Origin of the sequence: Mesorhizobium sp. BR1-1-6 (genome assembly GCF_020165355.1) — a bacterium.
Classification (GTDB): Bacteria; Pseudomonadota; Alphaproteobacteria; order Rhizobiales; family Rhizobiaceae; genus Mesorhizobium.
Genome location: NZ_JAIUHZ010000002.1, coordinates 193,083 through 208,768 on the forward strand (window position 1 = coordinate 193,083; position 15,686 = coordinate 208,768).

Genomic DNA, 15,686 nt, shown 5'->3' on the forward strand with positions numbered 1-15,686 from the left:
CGTCATCAACGTTCGCGCGGATTGCCCAGGGCTGGATCACGGCGCCTCGTGTAGCCGTCGACGCGGGGCAAGCCGTCGGCCATGTTGATGAATGGCAGGTGCATATCCCAATAGGCCTGTGCCTGTGGCGGAAACCGCTCCGGCGCGTCCATGAAGCCGATCGAGACATAGAGTTCGTCACGCAGGCCTTCGTCGGCATAGAAGATCGAGGTACCGCAATCGGCGCAAAAGGAGCGGATGACCCCCTTCGTCTTCGAAAAGGTCTTCGGCTTCCCGGCGGTCAGCTCGACCTGGTGCGGGCGATAGCCGATCCAGATGGTCATCGGTCCGCCGGTCGCCCGCCGGCAATCGTCGTCATGATCGAAGCAGATCCAGAAAGGCTCTCCTTCCATCACCGCCATGACGGCACCGCAAAAACAATGTCCGCGCTCGATGCGAGCCATGTTGCTGCCCGTTGTCAGAGACTGTCGGTCGTCAGGACGGCGCTTCCGCTGCGGTCGAGCATGAATTTTCTCCGAAGCTGTTGGGGGATCTGATCCTGCGGGGTCAACGCAGCGCCGCCAAATTGGTTTCGGCCATAGGAGCGGCGGCGGATTCAAATCTGCGCTTCCGGCCTAGCCGCTGGAACCTGCCGGTCGAAACCAGGTTATGACTGTGCCAAAGGAGGACCGGCCATGACTGGAAGCGAAAATCGCCGCGAGACTGGTGCCACCAAATATCCGGCCAGGAGCGACGGCGATCCCGCCGATTCATTCTCCCAGGACGCCGCAGGCAACAAGCCGCCGGCGTCCGGGCAAGGCCTGACGCGCCCTTCAGGCGAGGTGAATGAGAAAACGCATCAGTCCGAGGGGCAGAATCCATCCCGGCGGGCGCCCCCCGACCAGCCGCCCAGAAAAGGCGCCGGCTCAGCCACTTCTGAGCACTCAAAAGACGGCCAAGTGCCGCCCGGAGGCCGGTAGCCTGGTGCGTTCGACAAGGAATGAACGATTCACAATTGACAAGCCGGCGGTGCTTGTGGATTAGTGAGAACGTTCTCAGAGAACGTTCTCACCGCTGCGGCGGACTTACCTTTTGGGAGGAGGTATGGGTACCGACGAGATCCGGCTGGCTGTTCGCATCGCGAATATTGCAAAATCCTACGGACCCACAGTCGCACTCGATTCCGTCTCCATTGATCTGCGGCCAGGGGAAGTCCATGCGCTGTTGGGCGAGAACGGCGCCGGCAAATCGACGCTCGTGAAAATCCTCAGCGGCGTCGTGACGCCTGACGGCGGATCCATGTCGATCTTCGGCAAGCCTTATGCGCCGCATGGCATCATCGATGCGCGGGCGCAGGGCGTGGCGACGGCCTTTCAGGAACTCAGCCTGCTGCCGAATCTCAGCATCGCCGAGAATCTCGTGCTGCCGAAAATGCCGAAGGGTAAGCTAGGTCTCGTCTCGCGCCGCACCGCCACGGCATCAGCTGGCAAGGTTCTTAACGACTACGCTCTCTCCCACTTTGATCCTGACACGCCCGTCGGCGTGCTTTCGCTTTCGGATCGTCAGCGGCTTGAGATCGTGCGCGCCTTCACCCATGCCTCGAAGCTCTTGATCCTCGATGAGCCGACAGCCGCGCTGGCGGACGTCGAATGGCTGTTTGAGCTCGTGCGCCGGCAGAAGAACCTGCAGACCGCCATCCTCTACATTTCCCACCGCCTCGGCGAGGTGCGCACCCTGTGTTCGCGCGCCACCATCCTGCGCAATGGCCGCAGCATCGGCACCGTCGAGTTGTCCGGCGCTTCGGACGAGAACATTTTCGAGATGATGGTCGGCCGAAGCGCGCGTGAGACGACCGCCTCGCAGCCTTTGGTCGCCGACACCGCGCCCGTCGCGCTCAGCGTTCGGGGCCTCTCCGGCGGCATTTTGCGCGACGTGTCGTTTGATGTCAGGCGAGGTGAGATCGTCGGCATCGCCGCGCTCGAGGGGCAGGGCCAACGCGACCTGTTCAGGACGATGATCGGCCTCTCCAAGGCGAAAAGCGGCGGCATCGAGATCGACGGCGTGCCCGCCCAGATCGCTAGCCCGGGCGCCGCGCTCCATTTCGGCAACGGCCTTGCCTACCTGCCGGAGGACCGCAAGTCGGAAGGGATTTTCGCCGGCCTCAGCACCGCCAGCAACATGGTGTTGCCTATCATTTCGCGTATCGCGCAGGGTGGCGTCGTCTGGCCGGCCAGCGAGCGTCGCATTGCGAAAAAAACCGCTGAGGCGGTCGAACTGCAGGAGCGCTATCTGCAGTTCAAGATCGACGAGCTTTCCGGTGGCAACCAGCAGAAGGCGCTTCTGGCGCGCGTCATGATGACGGGTGCGCGCACTCTACTGCTTTTCGATCCGACGCGTGGAGTCGATGTCGGAACCAAGCAGTCGATCTACGAGGCGATCCGGAAGTTCGCTGCCGATGGCGGCTCGGTGCTCTTTTACTCGTCCGAACTGCCGGAACTCGTCCATCTCGCGCATCGCTGCATGGTGCTCTATGGCGGCCGCGTCTTCGCCGAATATCAGGGCGATGCCATCGATGAGCCGACTATAGTCGGCGCGCTGATCGGCCACGCTGCGGGCGCGGTGAATGGAGTGGCCGCATGACCGCGGTCCAGGCAAATCCCGCGCCCCGCCGCTCCGCGTTATGGAGGGCTGTCATCAGCGGCACCGGCATCGTGGCGATAATCTATGTCCTGCTTTATGCGCTCTACGCGTTCTGGCAACCGGATGCGCTTTCGGTCTACACCTTCACCGACCTCGTCAACAACTCGACGCCATTGGCGCTCGCGGCAGCGGGCGAGACGCTGGTCGTCATCAGCCGCGGCTTCGACTTGTCCGTCGCAGGCGTCGTCTCGCTGACCAATGTGCTGATGGCGGTCTATCCGTTCGATGGTCCTGGCGGTGCGCTGGCCAGCCTCCTGATGTGCTGTGCGATCGGCGGTGCCGTCGGCGCAATCAACGGCATTCTCGTGGCCAGGCTTGGGCTGCAGACCATCGCGGCGACGCTCGGCACGATGATCGTCTGCCAGGGGCTTGCGCTGGTTATCCTGGACGCGCCTGGCGGTATGGTTGCCGACTTCGTCACCTACACGCTGACCGACACCCTGTTCGGTATCATCCCGATCGCCGGGCTGTTTCTGGTTGCCACCATCGCGCTTTGGCTTGCCTTCCGGCGGACCAATACCGGGATCGGCCTCTATGCGATCGGCGCCGACGAGCAGTCGGCTCGCTTCTCCGGCGTGCCCGTCGCAGGGGTACGCATCACGGCCTTTGTCGGCGCCGGCATCCTCTACGGCGTCGCCGGCTTCATGCTGAGCGCCCAGACGGCGACAGGAAATCCGACAGCCGGCACGCCATTCCTGATGCTCACCTTTGCCGCGGTGGCGCTCGGCGGCACGCCGTTGAGCGGCGGCCGAGGCAGCCTCGTTGGCTCGATCCTCGGCGCCGGTACGCTGATGCTTTTGCAGAAGGTGCTTTTCTCGGGTGGGGTCTCGTCCTTCTACACCGGCATATTCCAAGGTTTCGTGCTGGTGCTTGCGATCGTGTTCGGCAGCGCCGTGGCGCGCCTGCTCAAGAAGGAAGAGATCCGGTGAACGCGCATAAGGACGTCGCAACGCGTTTCGAGGCCAATTCCGACCGGCGCGGCAGGCAAAGGCTCGACCGGGAGGTGGTGAATACGTTTGTGGTGTTTGGGCTGAGTGTCGTGCTTGTGGTGTGCTCGCGCTTCATCAGTCCGGCGCTGGGTTCCTGGGATCAGGTGCTGACGGTTCTTATCCTCGCGTCCTTCCTGATCGTTTTGTCGTTCGGGCAAGGGCTCGTCATCCTGATCGGCGGGCTCGACCTATCGGTCCCCGCCCTCATCACGCTCGGCGGCGTGTTGACGACGACTTGGATTGGTAGCGGCAACGCCGGCATCTGGTACATGCTGCCGGCCATTCTGGTCATTTGCGCGCTGGTCGGCACGATCAGCGGACTGGGAATTGTCTGGCTGAAGGTTCCTCCCTTCATCATGACCATGGCGACCTCGATCGTCGTGGCTTCGGTGGCGCTGGGCTATACCAGCGGGACGCCGCGCGGCGGTTCCCCGTCCGCCTTGCTGTGGCTGATGAAGGAATGGTTCCTCGGCGTGCCGCTGGTCATCTACTTCACCGTCGTTTTCATCCTGTTCGGCTGGTTCTTGCAGAACTTCACTGCGCTCGGCCGCCGGCTCTACGCCCTTGGCACCAACAGGAACGCCGCCCTTATCGCCGGCGTCGCTGTCAATCGGCTCGAGCTCGTCCCCTATGCGATCAGTGCCGCTTGCGCAGGCTTCGTCGGCATGATGCTGGTGGGCTATTCGAACGGGGCGACGCTGAGGATGGGCGACAGCTACATGCTGCCTTCCATCGCTGCCGTCGTGGTCGGCGGCTCCTCGATCCTCGGCGGCAGCGGAACTTTCATCGGGACGGTCGGCGGCGCAATTCTTCTGACGACGCTTGGCACCGTTATCTCCGCCATCGGCCTCAACGAAGGATGGCGCACCGTCATAGAGGGCGCAATCATTGTCGCCGCCCTGCTGGTGCTGCGCGGTGAATTCCTGGCCGATCTCGGAAATCGAATGCTGACGCGGAGGAAGTGACCATGCCTGTGCGTGAAATGGGTTTTGTCCAATTGTGAGAACGTTCTCACAGGCTCTGGTCCGGCACCTGCAAGGGCCAAATTCCAACGGGAGGTTGATCGAAATGAGGCTGTTAAAAAGACTGGGACTGGCCGCGTCGCTGACGCTTGCCACCGCCATAGGCGTTGGGGCGGTTGTCGACCATGCCCAAGCGCAGGACAAGAAGTTCAAGATATATCTGTCGCTGAGCTACAGCGGCAATTCGTGGCAGTCGGAGGCCGCGAACATCGTCAAGGCGTTGGCGCAGACGCCGCCCTACGACAAGACGGTGGAGCTGAAGGAAGTCATCTCGGGAACCGACCCCCAGGCTCAGATCTCGGCCTATGAAAGCATGATACAGGCTGGCGCCGACGGCATCATCAGCTTCCCGATTTCGTCGACGGCGCTGAACCGCACGGTCCATCGCGGCTGCCAGAAGGGCGTGCTCTTCTTCATGTACGACGCCACGGTGACCGAGCCTTGCGCCTACAATGTCAGCTATATCACCGCAGGCTTCGGCGAGAACACCGCCCAGGCCTTGGTCAACATCCTGGGAGGCAAGGGCAAGATCTTCCTGAGCCGTGGCGTCCCGGGCAACTCGGTGGATAAGCGCCACACCGACGGCGCGATGCACATTTTCAACCAGTATCCCGGCATCAAGGTCGTCGCGGAATACTACTCCTACTGGGATGACCGCACCACGCAGCAGGAGACAGCCAAGGCTCTCGCGGCGCATCCCGACGTCGACGGCATCTGGGCTCAGGCAGGCGAATATGGCGCCGTACAAGCGCTGCTCGACAAGGGCAACAAACTGGTTCCGATGACCGGCGAGAACTCGGACGGTTTTCGTCTCGGACTGGCAGACCCGAAGATGCAAGGCATGGGTCTCAAGGGTGTATCCGCCGGTTCGCCGCCCGCTACGTCAGGCTATGCCTTCAAGCTGATGATGGAGATCCTGACCAAGAAGCGCGACCTGAAACCGATGAACATCGAGTACCCGCTGCCTTGGGTGCCAGCGGATCAAGTCAAGCCTTGCAAGGGCGATACCTTCGCCGACGGGTGCAACGTTTTCCCGTCCGACAAGGTTCCGAGTTCCTTCGTCACCGAGGTCTTCAATCCCGATTTGCTGCCGGAACTGTCGCTGCAGTCGGCGCTCGAGGGCAAGCCAACACCAGGAGCGACCATTCAGGCATTGCCCGCGGACGTGAAGCAGGCGCCCGATGCCCCTGGCATCAACTGCTCATCGTGCAAGGCTCCGGCCGACGAATACAAGCTCACCAAGATCGAGCCGACGGTAAAACCCTGACGATCAGCAATGCAACAGGTGGACGGCATCCTGCCGCCCACCTGACTCAACATAAGGATGAGAATATGCCGACTTTTCTGAAACGGGGCAGGGATCCCGAAGCTGTCGCCCAGAGCGATGCGGCCGTCCGGACGACCGTCGAGACGATCCTTGCCGACATAGAAAAGCGAGGCGATACCGCTGTCCGGGAGTTGTCGGAGCGTTTCGACAAATGGTCGCCGCCAAGCTTCCGGCTCAGCGACAGCGAGATCGAGCAGGCGATGTCCAAGGTGTCGGCAAGCGACATCGAGGATATTCGCTTCGCCCAGGCCCAGGTTCGCAATTTCGCCGAGAAGCAGCGCGCCTGCCTCCAGGACCTCGAAGTGGAAACGCTTCCCGGCGTTGTCCTCGGCCACAAGAACATTCCCGTGGAAACAGTCGGCTGCTACGTGCCGGGCGGGAAATACCCGATGGTCGCCTCCGCGCATATGAGCGTGGTGACGGCCAAGGTCGCCGGGGTGAAGAAGATCATCGCCTGCGCGCCGCCGTTCCAGGGCGGTCCGCATCCGGCTATCGTGGCCGCGATGCACATGGCCGGCGCGGACGAGATCTACGTTCTGGGCGGTGTGCAGGCCGTCGGCGCCATGGCGCTCGGAACCGAAACCATCGGGCGCGTCGACATGCTCGTCGGTCCTGGCAATGCCTTCGTCGCTGAAGCCAAGCGGCAATTGTACGGCCGTATCGGCATCGACCTGTTCGCCGGCCCGACCGAGACGCTGGTCATTGCCGACGACAGTGTCGACGGCGAGATCTGCGCGACCGATCTGCTCGGCCAGGCCGAGCATGGTCCGACCAGTCCCGCCGTGCTTTTGACAAATTCGGAGAGGCTCGCGCGCGACACCCTGGCCGAGATCGAGCGGCAGCTGAAGATCCTGCCGACCGCCGAGATCGCCGCCAAGGCATGGGCGGACTATGGCGAAGTGATCGTCTGCGCTTCCTACGAGGAAATGGTCGCGGAGGCCGACCGGATCGCATCCGAGCACGTCCAGGTCATGACGCGCGATCCGGACTACTTCCTCGACAACATGCGCAATTACGGCGCTCTGTTTCTGGGAGCGCGTACGAATGTTGCCTATGGCGACAAGGTCATCGGCACCAACCATACGCTGCCGACCAAGAAGGCGGCCCGTTACACAGGCGGTTTGTGGGTTGGCAAGTTCATCAAGACCTGCACCTATCAGCGCGTTCTGACCGACGAAGCGAGCGCCATGATAGGCGAGTACTGTTCGCGCCTGTGTGTCCTCGAGGGATTCTATGGGCATGCCGAGCAGGCCAACATCCGGGTCCGCCGCTATGGAGGTCGCAACCAGGCCTAAGCCAGCGCGCCAACGGAGTTTTCATGTCGATCATCGCCCGCAACAAGAACAGCAAGCCCCGCCTGACCGTGAAGGATCTGGCGCGCGATCTCGGCATGTCTGTTTCGACCGTATCCAGGGCCTTTCACGCCGATGCCGTGATCGCCAAGAATACGCGGGACCTGGTGCTGAACCGTGCGAGGGAGATCGGCTATTCGCCGAACCCTTTCGCGCGCAGCCTCATCACCAAGAAGACGCGTATCGTGGGTATTGTCGTCGCGGACATCAAGAACCCGTTCTATCCGGAAGTGCTGACGCGGCTGACCACCGCCCTTCGTGCCATCGACATGAACGTGATGCTCGTCGCCGCCGACCAGTCGGGAGACGTCGACCAGGCGCTACGCCTGCTGCTCAACTACCAGCCAGATCTTGCCATCATCCTGGCGGCCACCCTGTCTTCGGCGGCCGCGCAGGAATGCCGTAGGGCCGGCACTCCGGTGATCTTTTTCAACCGACTCTCGGCCGACGACCACGCGTTCGGCATTTCCTGCGACAATATACTCGGCGGCCGCAGCATCGCCGACTATCTCGTCGATACCGGCCACCGGCGCCTGGCCTACATCGCCGCCTTGCCCGATGCCTCCACCAATGTCGCACGCCACAGGGGCTTCAGCGAACGCGCCGTCGAGCGTGGCCTCGCCGCGCCGATAGTTATCGAGGCAGGCCAGTTCAGCTATCACGCCGGCTACGAAGCGGCGCGCAAGCTGCGTGACCTGAAAGAGGTTCCCGACGGTGTCTTCTGCGCCAACGACATTCTCGCCATTGGCTTTCTCGACGGCGTGCGGCGAGAGCTGGCGCTCGGCGTGCCGGACGACATTTCGATCGTCGGCTTCGACGATATCGAGATGGCCCACTGGCCTTCGCACGGGCTGACGACCGTCCGGCAGCCCATTGACCAGATGCTCGAGGCCACGGTCAGCCTGGCGAAGGAATTGAGCACGAATTCCGGCCGGGAGCCGATCGTTCAACTAATCCCGCCCGGCGCGGTGATCGAGCGCGCGACGACGCGAAAAAGGCACCATGGCTGATATCCCGGGAAAGCGCTTCTTCGAGCGGGCGGTAAGCGTCCACCGCTATGACTGCGAGGTCGTCGCGGCGCCCCATGTCTCCGTCACCGGAAGCGAGGAACCCGTCGCCACCGTCAACGATGCCGCGTTGGCCGACGAAGCCATCGTCCGCTACGTCGTGGCAACCCGCCCCGTCTACGAAGGCCTGCGCCGGCTGATCGGCCAACTCGCTGGCCTGCTGGTCCTGGCTCAGGCCGGCGGACGCCGCGACGTGCTCGATCTGCCTGACATTCCGGTGGCCCGCGAACGGTGGACGGAGGTGGAGCAGCGGCTGGGCGCCTTGCACGCGCCGCATGGGCTCGAAAGCCATTGCGCGCGTCTGGGGGCCGCCCATGCAATGCTGGGCGAGGTCCTGGACGATTTCGGTTCGGCCCGACTGCGGCGCGACTGGCAGCAGGAGCTCGACCGGGCCGGGGAGAGGATCAAACGCGCCTACGCCGGGCTGCAGGCGGCGTCGGAACCGCGGGCCGGTATGACGCCGGTCGATTTCAATCACGCCTGCTGCAGCTGTGCGCAGCGTTGGCGACAACAGGGAGGAAGCAATGAGCCAATATTCGATCTGGGTGCTTGAGTACAGCTACGTCAGCAACTACCACAAGAGCGGCGTGCTCTACGGCGCCCACAACCAGGGTTACGTCAAGCTTCCCTACTGCTACGCGCTGATCAAGGGCAACGGTCGCGTTGCGATGGTCGATGTCGGCTACAACAACAAGGACTACGGCAAGCATCTCGCCGACAAATTTGGCGTCGAGAACTGGCACTCGCCCGAGGCCGTTCTTGGCGAAATCGGCCTCTCGCCAAAGAGCGTCGACACGGTTTTCGTCACGCACGCGCATTTCGACCATTTCGGCAATGTCGAGGACTTCCCGAATGCGACCTTCTACATCCAGGAGAGGGAGATCGCGAAGTGGGTCTGGGCGATGTCGCTGCCGGATCGCATGCGCTGGATGAACGTAGCCGTCGACCCGGGCGACATCGTGCGCGGCGTCGACCTGGCCCGTCAGAAGCGGTTGGTGACGATCGACGGAGCGAAACAGGACGTCCTGCCCGACATCGATCTCCATGCCGCCTTTGACAGCCATACCTACGGATCGATGTGGGTCACCGTGCGCAACGGCAAGGACGACACCTGGGTGCTGGCTGGCGATCTGGTCTACGTCTTCGATAACATCGAGGGCTCGGGAGCTGCCGTCGATATCGAGACGCTCTACGTTCCGGTGGGGCTTGCGGTCGGCAGCCAGACCAATCTCGTTCTCGCCACCGAGGAGATGATGAAGCAGGTGGGCCACGAGGCACGGCGGGTCATTCCCATCCACGAAGAGCGGTTGAAGGACCGGTTCCCATCCCGCATCACTCAGGATGGCCTGCGGATCACCGAAATTTGCCTCGCGGACGGCGAGACGTCACGGGTGCAATGATGGATGCAATCCGCAAAGTCGCCATTGTCGGTGCCGGACTGGTCGGCCGTGGCTGGGCGATCGTCTTCGCCCGGGCCGGCCATGATGTGACCATCTATGACGGCAGCGCCGACATCCGCGCCGCGGTGCTCGACAAGATCCGGGCCAGCCTTGCCGATATGCAAGAGGCCGGGCTGGTAGATGCCGTCGATGCAGTCATGCGGCGGCTGAACGTTGTCGATACGCTGGAGGGTGCGGTAGCGGATGCCGACTACATCCAGGAGTCGGTGCTGGAAGTGCGCGACATCAAGGAGGCGGTCTGTCTGGAGATTGACCGGGCGATGCGGCCCGACGCGGTCGTAGGCAGCTCCAGCTCCGGCATTCCGGCCTCGGCCTTCACCGGGTCCTGTGCCAACCGCCGGCGTTTTCTCGTCGCTCATCCCGTCAATCCACCGCATTTGATCCCGTTGGTGGAACTGGTCCCGGCGCCCTGGACCGACGCGGAGGCCGTTGCGTGGCTGCGGGTGCAGATGGAGGCCGTAGGGCAGGCTGCCGTGATCGTGCGCAAGGAAGTCGAAGGGTTCGTCCTCAACCGGCTTCAGGGGGCATTGCTGAACGAAGCCTGGGCCCTGCTCGAGGAGGGCGTGGCAAGTGCCGCCGATATCGACCTTACGGTGTCGCATGGGCTCGGCTACCGGTGGTCCTTCATGGGGCCTTTCGAGACGATCGATCTGAATGCGCCCGGCGGGATCGCGGACTACGCGAGACGTCTGGGACCGCTCTACCATTCGATCGCCCTCGCCAGGCGCGATCCGGCCCCCTGGTCGGAAGGGCTGGTTGCCAAGGCCGAGGAAGCGCGCCGCGAAAAGTTGTCAGCATCCCAACTCGCCGAACGCAGCGCCTGGCGCGACCGCAATCTAATGGCGCTGGCCGCCCATAAGCGAAGCACCGGGGTTTGACACTCAGGAGACGGCCATGACAGCCACACTCACGGGCAAGGTTGCCCTGGTCACTGGAGCAACCGGCGGCATCGGCGCGAGGATCGTATCCAGGCTTGCTGCGGAAGGGGCTTCGGTTGTCATCGGCTACAACCGTTCGCGGCAGACGGCCGACGATCTGGTTTCGTCATTGGCGTACGGCGATCACTTCGTCGCCGAGGCGACCGTGACGGACAGCGATTGCCTCGCGCGCCTCGCTGGTCAGATCGAGAAAAGCTTTGGCCGGCTGGATGTCCTGGTCAATTGCGCCGGGACAACCCGCTTCGTGCCACATCCGGATCTCGACAGCCTGGACGATGAATTGATCGACCGCATCTTCAGCGTCAACGTGCGCGGTGTGATTGCTGCGACGCGGGCCATGCGGCCGCTGCTCGATCGCACCGGCAGCGGAGTTGTTGTCAACATCTCGTCGATCGCAGGGGTCACCGCCATGGGAAGCAACGTCGCCTATTGTGCGTCGAAAGCCGCTGTCGATAATCTGACCAAGTCGCTGGCGCGTGCCCTGGCCCCGAGAATCAGGGTCGTGTCGGTCTCGCCCGGCGTCGTCGACACCGACTTCATCAAGGGCCGTGACGAATCCTGGCGGGACGAACAGGCAAGCCGGACGCCGCTGGGGCGGCTGGGCACGCCCGACGATGTCGCCGAGGCGGTTTTGGCGGCTGCGACCCATCTCCGTTTCGTGACCGGCGTTATCATTCCGGTCGACGGCGGTCGGCCCCTGGCCTAGAGCCCGGGACAGGATCAGGTCGAACGGACCTCGTTTCTACGCGTGGCCGCCAATCATCGATCTGCGGTCAAGAAGTGCCCGCGCCCGCTGATCGATCTAATCCTCCAGCAGATAGCCTGTCCGGTGGGCGAGGGGCTTTTGACCCACCACCTTGGCAATGACCTGATTGGCGGCGACAAGTTTCTTCAGCCTTCGCGTCACCACGAGCCCGTCGGTGCGCGCCCGTACCGTCACGCGCGCCTCGCGGCCCAGCGAAGAAGGCACGATGATGTCCGCGATCGGCTGTCCACAAGTGACGCGTTCACCCAGTTCGGCGCGGTAGACGATGACACCGAAAGCGGGCGTGCGAACCACATCGCACGCATCGAAGCCGGTGATCTCGCAAAGCGCGGCGGGCGGCAGGCCCGCTTGCCCCGCGACGTAGCCGCGGCGGCGAAGCACGTTGAGCAAGGCGGAAGCGTCAGCCGACGCCATCTCATCACTGATGTCGATGAAGCCGCGCAGTTCCACCGTCGCGGCGAGGCAGCCGATCGGGATCACCTTATCGGGAAGGGCAGCCGCAAGCCTGATCCAGGGCTCGACGCTTGCTTCGGCGAAGGTTGAGCCGCCCGACGAACCCTGTGAGAACACCGCCCGGCAACCGAGTTCCCGCGCAAGGTCGGACAATTCGGCCGAGATCTCGGGCCGCACGAACAGATGCATCAGTCCTTCGTCGTCGCAGTGCAGATCCAGCACAAGATCGGAATCGAAAGCCTCGCGTGCCAAGGCGGTGTAAAGGGAATCGACAGGCTGCCCTGCGCCGCGTTCGTCGAGAATTTCGCGGATCGTGTTGCGGATGAGCACCGTGTTGTCGTCGGCGCTGCTTCCGAGCCGATCGGCAAGCCGGATGGTCAATTCGCCGGCGACATCAGGCCATTTGCGGTTGAAATTCCGGCCGCTGGCCAGATCGTAACGCCCCAGATGATCGCCATTGACGAACTGCGCCAGGCCGAGCGGGTTGGCGTAGGGAACGACGACGATTTGGCCCCGGATTTCGCCGCGCGCGTCGGCGGCGTCAAGCTGCTCGACCAGATGGTGTAACACCAGCAGGCCGGGCGCTTCGTCGGCATGCAGCGCGGCATGTATATAGGCTTTCGGGCGCGCGTCGGCGGCACCATACCGGATGATGCGCACGCTGTGTTGGCTGCCCGGCGTGCCGTTGGCAAGAGGAACATCGAGGATTTCACGAGACATTGGTGGCTCCGGCGAGCGCACGTTCCGATAGCGGGAAGTGGCAATTGAAGACATGGCGGGGATCTTCCCGGTCGGCTGCCCGGGACGGGAAGGCGCTTTTGCAGATGCCCTGCGCATAGCGGCAGCGGGTGTGAAACTCGCAGCCCGTTGGGCGCGTCATCAGGCTCGGCACCTCGCCGCTGAGCTCGACCCTGTCGAGCACGGCGTCCGGGTCGGGTTCCGGATTGGCCGACAGCAGCGCCTCCGTATAGGGGTGGCGCGGCTGCGCGAATATCCGCTCGGTCGAGCCGACCTCGATGAAGCGGCCGAGATACATGATCGCCATGCGATCGGTCATGTGGCGCACGACATTGAGATTATGCGTGATGATGAGAATGGCGATGCCGAGTTCGCCCTGCAAACGTCCAAGCAGATTGAGGACTTCACCCTGAACGGACACGTCCAGTCCCGCGGTCGGCTCGTCGGCGATGATAAGATCGGGTTGCAATGCAAGGGCCCGCGCCACGCCGACGCGGCGCGCTTGGCCTCCGGAAAGCTGGTGTGGATATCGCCGCCCGAAATCGGCGGGCAGGCCGACCATGTTGAGCAGGCGTTCCGCTTCGGCGGCGGGGTCGCGGCCGGTAACGCCGTGAATGCGGAAAGGCTCCATCAGCAGTGAGCGTACAGTGAGTCGCGGCGACAGCGATCCGACCGGATCCTGGAACATCATCGCCATGCGCCGAAGATGCGGCTTGCGCTCCGTCGGGGCGAGGCCGTTCAGCACCTGACCATCGAAGCGTATCGTGCCGCCCGTTGGCGGCCGCAGGCCCATGATGGCGCGGGCGATGGTGGATTTTCCCGAACCGCTTTCACCGACGAGGCCGAGCGTTTCGCCCTTGCGGATCTCGAAGGAAACGCCGCAGACGGCGTCCACGAACGGGTTCTTAACGCCGCTGGCGAGCGCCTTCAGCGCGCCCATGGTGCGGAAGCGTACGCGAAGATCCTCGACAGAAAGCAGGGGGCTCATACCGGCGCCACCAGCGTGTCGTCGAGACGATGGCAACGTGCGGTGTGCGTTGCGCCGATAGCGCACGGGACAGGACTGTCATCCACGCACCGGGTAAAGGCTTGCGGGCAGCGCCGACGGAAGATGCAACCCGCCTGGGTACCGAGGAGGCTCGGCACCTCGCCTGGGATCGTCGGCAACTGGCGGGTGCGTTGCCTGATGCGTCCGGGATCACATTCGAGCAGCGCGCGCGTATAGGGATGCCCCGGTCGGCGGAAGATGTCGCGCACGGTGCCGTATTCGACCACCTCGCCCGCATACATGACCGCCACCCGGTCGCAGAGCTCGGCGACAGCGCCGAGGTGGTGAGAGACGAACAGGATCGAGCAGCCGATCTCCTTTTGCAGCTCTTTCAACAGATGGATGATCTGCACCTCCAGCGTCGCGTCGAGCGCTGTGGTCGGTTCGTCCGCGATGAGCAGCGCCGGCTTCACCAGCAGCGCCATCGCGATGCAGATACGCTGGCGCATTCCGCCGGAAAACTCGTGCGGATAGCCGCCGATGCGGCTCTCCGGGTCCGGAATGCCGACCCGATGAAGCATACCCAGGGCGCGCTGGCGCTTGGTCCGGTGCGAGCCGCCCTCGTGATGCTGGATATCGATCATCTGGCTTTCGATGCTGCGCACCGGGTTCAACGCCGTCATCGGATCCTGGAAGATCATCGACATGCGGTTGCCGAGCAAGCCGCGCCGCTCCGCCGGAGCCATGCCGAGCAGGTCGCGCCCCTCGAACAGGATGGCGCCGTTCACCATCTCCGCATTTTCCGCCAGCAGCCCCATCACGGCATAGGCGAGCGTCGATTTGCCCGAACCGCTTTCGCCGACGATGCCGACCACTTCGCCCGCCGACACGTCGATATGGATATCGCGCAGTGCATGGGCGCGACCGCGCGGCGTGCCGAAATCGAGAGACAGACCGCGGATCGCCAGAAGCGGGTCGCGGTTTGGAGAATGTCTTGCCTGAGCGCCGGTGTTCATAGGTCTTTCCGAAGCTTGGGGTCGAAAATGTCGCGCAGCGCCTCGCCGAGGAAAGTGAAGCCCAGCGTGGTTATGACGATCGGGATGCCGCCGGCGATCACCAGCCACACCGTCTTGTGGATATAGCCATAGCCGTCACTGAGGATGGTTCCCCAGTCCGGCGTCGGCGGACGGACACCCATGCCTAGGAAGCTCATGCCGGCCTCCAGCGTGATGACCAGCGGAACATCCATGCTGACCAGGATCAGCAGCGGCCCGATCACATTGGGTAGCACGTGCACGGCAAGGATGCGCACGATGCCGGCGCCCATGGCGCGCTCCGCAGTGATGAACTCGCTCTCGCGCAGTGCGTGGGCCTGCGTGCGCACCACGCGCGCATAGATCGGCACGGACGTGATCGCGACGACGAAGATGACGCTGGCAAGGCTCGGCCCGAGCAGCGTCACCACTGCCAAGGCGAAGATGATGACCGGAAAGGAGCGGATCGTGTCGAAGACCAGCAGCAGCAGATTGTCCAGCCAGCGCGGACCGAAGGCGGCGATGAGGCCGAGCACAAGCCCTGCGCTGAGCGAGGCGCCCAACGAGACGAAGGCGACGAGCAGCGCGATCCTTCCGCCCATGACGACCCGCGAGAAGACATCGCGTCCCAACTGATCGGTGCCGAGAAGAAAATGCAAAGAGGGCGGCGCCAGCCGGGGCCCGACCATGATCTTGATCGGATCGTAAGGCACGATCCAGGTGGCGAAGACCGCAGTCACCACCATAAGCACGACCAGCACGGCGCCCATCATGCCGAGCGGAGACTTGCGCAATTGCCGCAGGAACATGGCGGCCGCGCCCGGCCCGCGGCGTTCATCGACCGCCTCGCGAATGAGTTGAACTTCGGACACG

At 63.5% G+C, this 15,686-nt stretch carries 15 protein-coding genes; 10 read left to right on the forward strand and 5 right to left on the reverse strand.

Annotation, left to right across the window (positions count from 1 at the left end):
• Nucleotides 1-5: 5 nt before the first annotated feature.
• Nucleotides 6-443 (reverse strand): GFA family protein, encoded by a 438-nt coding sequence (locus tag LB545_RS06135; protein WP_224704656.1) that lies wholly within the window; start codon nucleotides 441-443, stop codon nucleotides 6-8.
• A 640-nt stretch (nucleotides 444-1,083) separates the two neighbouring features.
• Here LB545_RS06135 and LB545_RS06140 point away from each other — a divergent pair.
• The 10 genes from LB545_RS06140 (at nucleotide 1,084) to LB545_RS06185 (ending at nucleotide 11,540) form a co-directional block, all read left to right on the forward strand.
• Entirely contained in the window at nucleotides 1,084-2,619 is a 1,536-nt protein-coding gene (locus LB545_RS06140) for a sugar ABC transporter ATP-binding protein (protein WP_140556178.1), read from the forward strand.
• Nucleotides 2,616-3,608: an ABC transporter permease gene (locus tag LB545_RS06145; protein ID WP_224704657.1), complete on the forward strand. Its 993-nt coding sequence runs from the start codon at nucleotides 2,616-2,618 to the stop codon at nucleotides 3,606-3,608. Before LB545_RS06140 ends, LB545_RS06145 begins: the two co-directional genes overlap by 4 nt.
• Nucleotides 3,605-4,633, forward strand: a complete 1,029-nt coding sequence (locus LB545_RS06150) for an ABC transporter permease (protein ID WP_224704658.1) — start codon at nucleotides 3,605-3,607, stop codon at nucleotides 4,631-4,633. The genes LB545_RS06145 and LB545_RS06150 overlap by 4 nt, the downstream gene beginning before the upstream one ends.
• Nucleotides 4,634-4,736: 103 nt before the next feature.
• Nucleotides 4,737-5,957 (forward strand): sugar ABC transporter substrate-binding protein, encoded by a 1,221-nt coding sequence (locus tag LB545_RS06155; protein ID WP_224704659.1) that lies wholly within the window; start codon nucleotides 4,737-4,739, stop codon nucleotides 5,955-5,957.
• A 65-nt stretch (nucleotides 5,958-6,022) separates the two neighbouring features.
• On the forward strand, nucleotides 6,023-7,312 hold the full coding sequence (gene hisD, locus LB545_RS06160; protein WP_140518013.1) for a histidinol dehydrogenase: 1,290 nt from the start codon (nucleotides 6,023-6,025) through the stop codon (nucleotides 7,310-7,312).
• A gap of 23 nt (nucleotides 7,313-7,335) precedes the next feature.
• The gene (locus LB545_RS06165) at nucleotides 7,336-8,379 is read left to right on the forward strand and encodes a LacI family DNA-binding transcriptional regulator (protein ID WP_140496117.1); all 1,044 of its coding nucleotides are present in this window, start codon (nucleotides 7,336-7,338) and stop codon (nucleotides 8,377-8,379) included.
• On the forward strand, nucleotides 8,372-8,989 hold the full coding sequence (locus LB545_RS06170; RefSeq protein WP_140556173.1) for a hypothetical protein: 618 nt from the start codon (nucleotides 8,372-8,374) through the stop codon (nucleotides 8,987-8,989). Before LB545_RS06165 ends, LB545_RS06170 begins: the two co-directional genes overlap by 8 nt.
• Nucleotides 8,961-9,836, forward strand: coding sequence for an N-acyl homoserine lactonase family protein (locus LB545_RS06175; protein ID WP_140496115.1), 876 nt, complete (start codon nucleotides 8,961-8,963; stop codon nucleotides 9,834-9,836). Before LB545_RS06170 ends, LB545_RS06175 begins: the two co-directional genes overlap by 29 nt.
• Nucleotides 9,833-10,774, forward strand: coding sequence for a 3-hydroxyacyl-CoA dehydrogenase (locus LB545_RS06180; RefSeq protein WP_140522211.1), 942 nt, complete (start codon nucleotides 9,833-9,835; stop codon nucleotides 10,772-10,774). The genes LB545_RS06175 and LB545_RS06180 overlap by 4 nt, the downstream gene beginning before the upstream one ends.
• Before the next feature lie 16 nt (nucleotides 10,775-10,790).
• Nucleotides 10,791-11,540 (forward strand): SDR family NAD(P)-dependent oxidoreductase, encoded by a 750-nt coding sequence (locus LB545_RS06185; RefSeq protein ID WP_140556170.1) that lies wholly within the window; start codon nucleotides 10,791-10,793, stop codon nucleotides 11,538-11,540.
• Nucleotides 11,541-11,636: 96 nt separating this feature from the next.
• On the opposite strand, the gene LB545_RS06190 is transcribed toward LB545_RS06185, so the two are convergent.
• The 4 genes from LB545_RS06190 to LB545_RS06205 are packed head-to-tail and all read right to left on the reverse strand — an operon-like array spanning nucleotide 11,637 to nucleotide 15,685.
• Nucleotides 11,637-12,773 (reverse strand): succinylglutamate desuccinylase/aspartoacylase family protein, encoded by a 1,137-nt coding sequence (locus LB545_RS06190; protein WP_181168392.1) that lies wholly within the window; start codon nucleotides 12,771-12,773, stop codon nucleotides 11,637-11,639.
• On the reverse strand, nucleotides 12,763-13,779 hold the full coding sequence (locus tag LB545_RS06195; protein WP_140561444.1) for an ABC transporter ATP-binding protein: 1,017 nt from the start codon (nucleotides 13,777-13,779) through the stop codon (nucleotides 12,763-12,765). The genes LB545_RS06190 and LB545_RS06195 overlap by 11 nt, the downstream gene beginning before the upstream one ends.
• Nucleotides 13,776-14,795, reverse strand: a complete 1,020-nt coding sequence (locus tag LB545_RS06200) for an ABC transporter ATP-binding protein (RefSeq protein WP_224704660.1) — start codon at nucleotides 14,793-14,795, stop codon at nucleotides 13,776-13,778. Before LB545_RS06200 ends, LB545_RS06195 begins: the two co-directional genes overlap by 4 nt.
• On the reverse strand, nucleotides 14,792-15,685 hold the full coding sequence (locus LB545_RS06205) for an ABC transporter permease (protein WP_224704661.1): 894 nt from the start codon (nucleotides 15,683-15,685) through the stop codon (nucleotides 14,792-14,794). The genes LB545_RS06200 and LB545_RS06205 overlap by 4 nt, the downstream gene beginning before the upstream one ends.
• Nucleotide 15,686 lies beyond the last annotated feature (1 nt).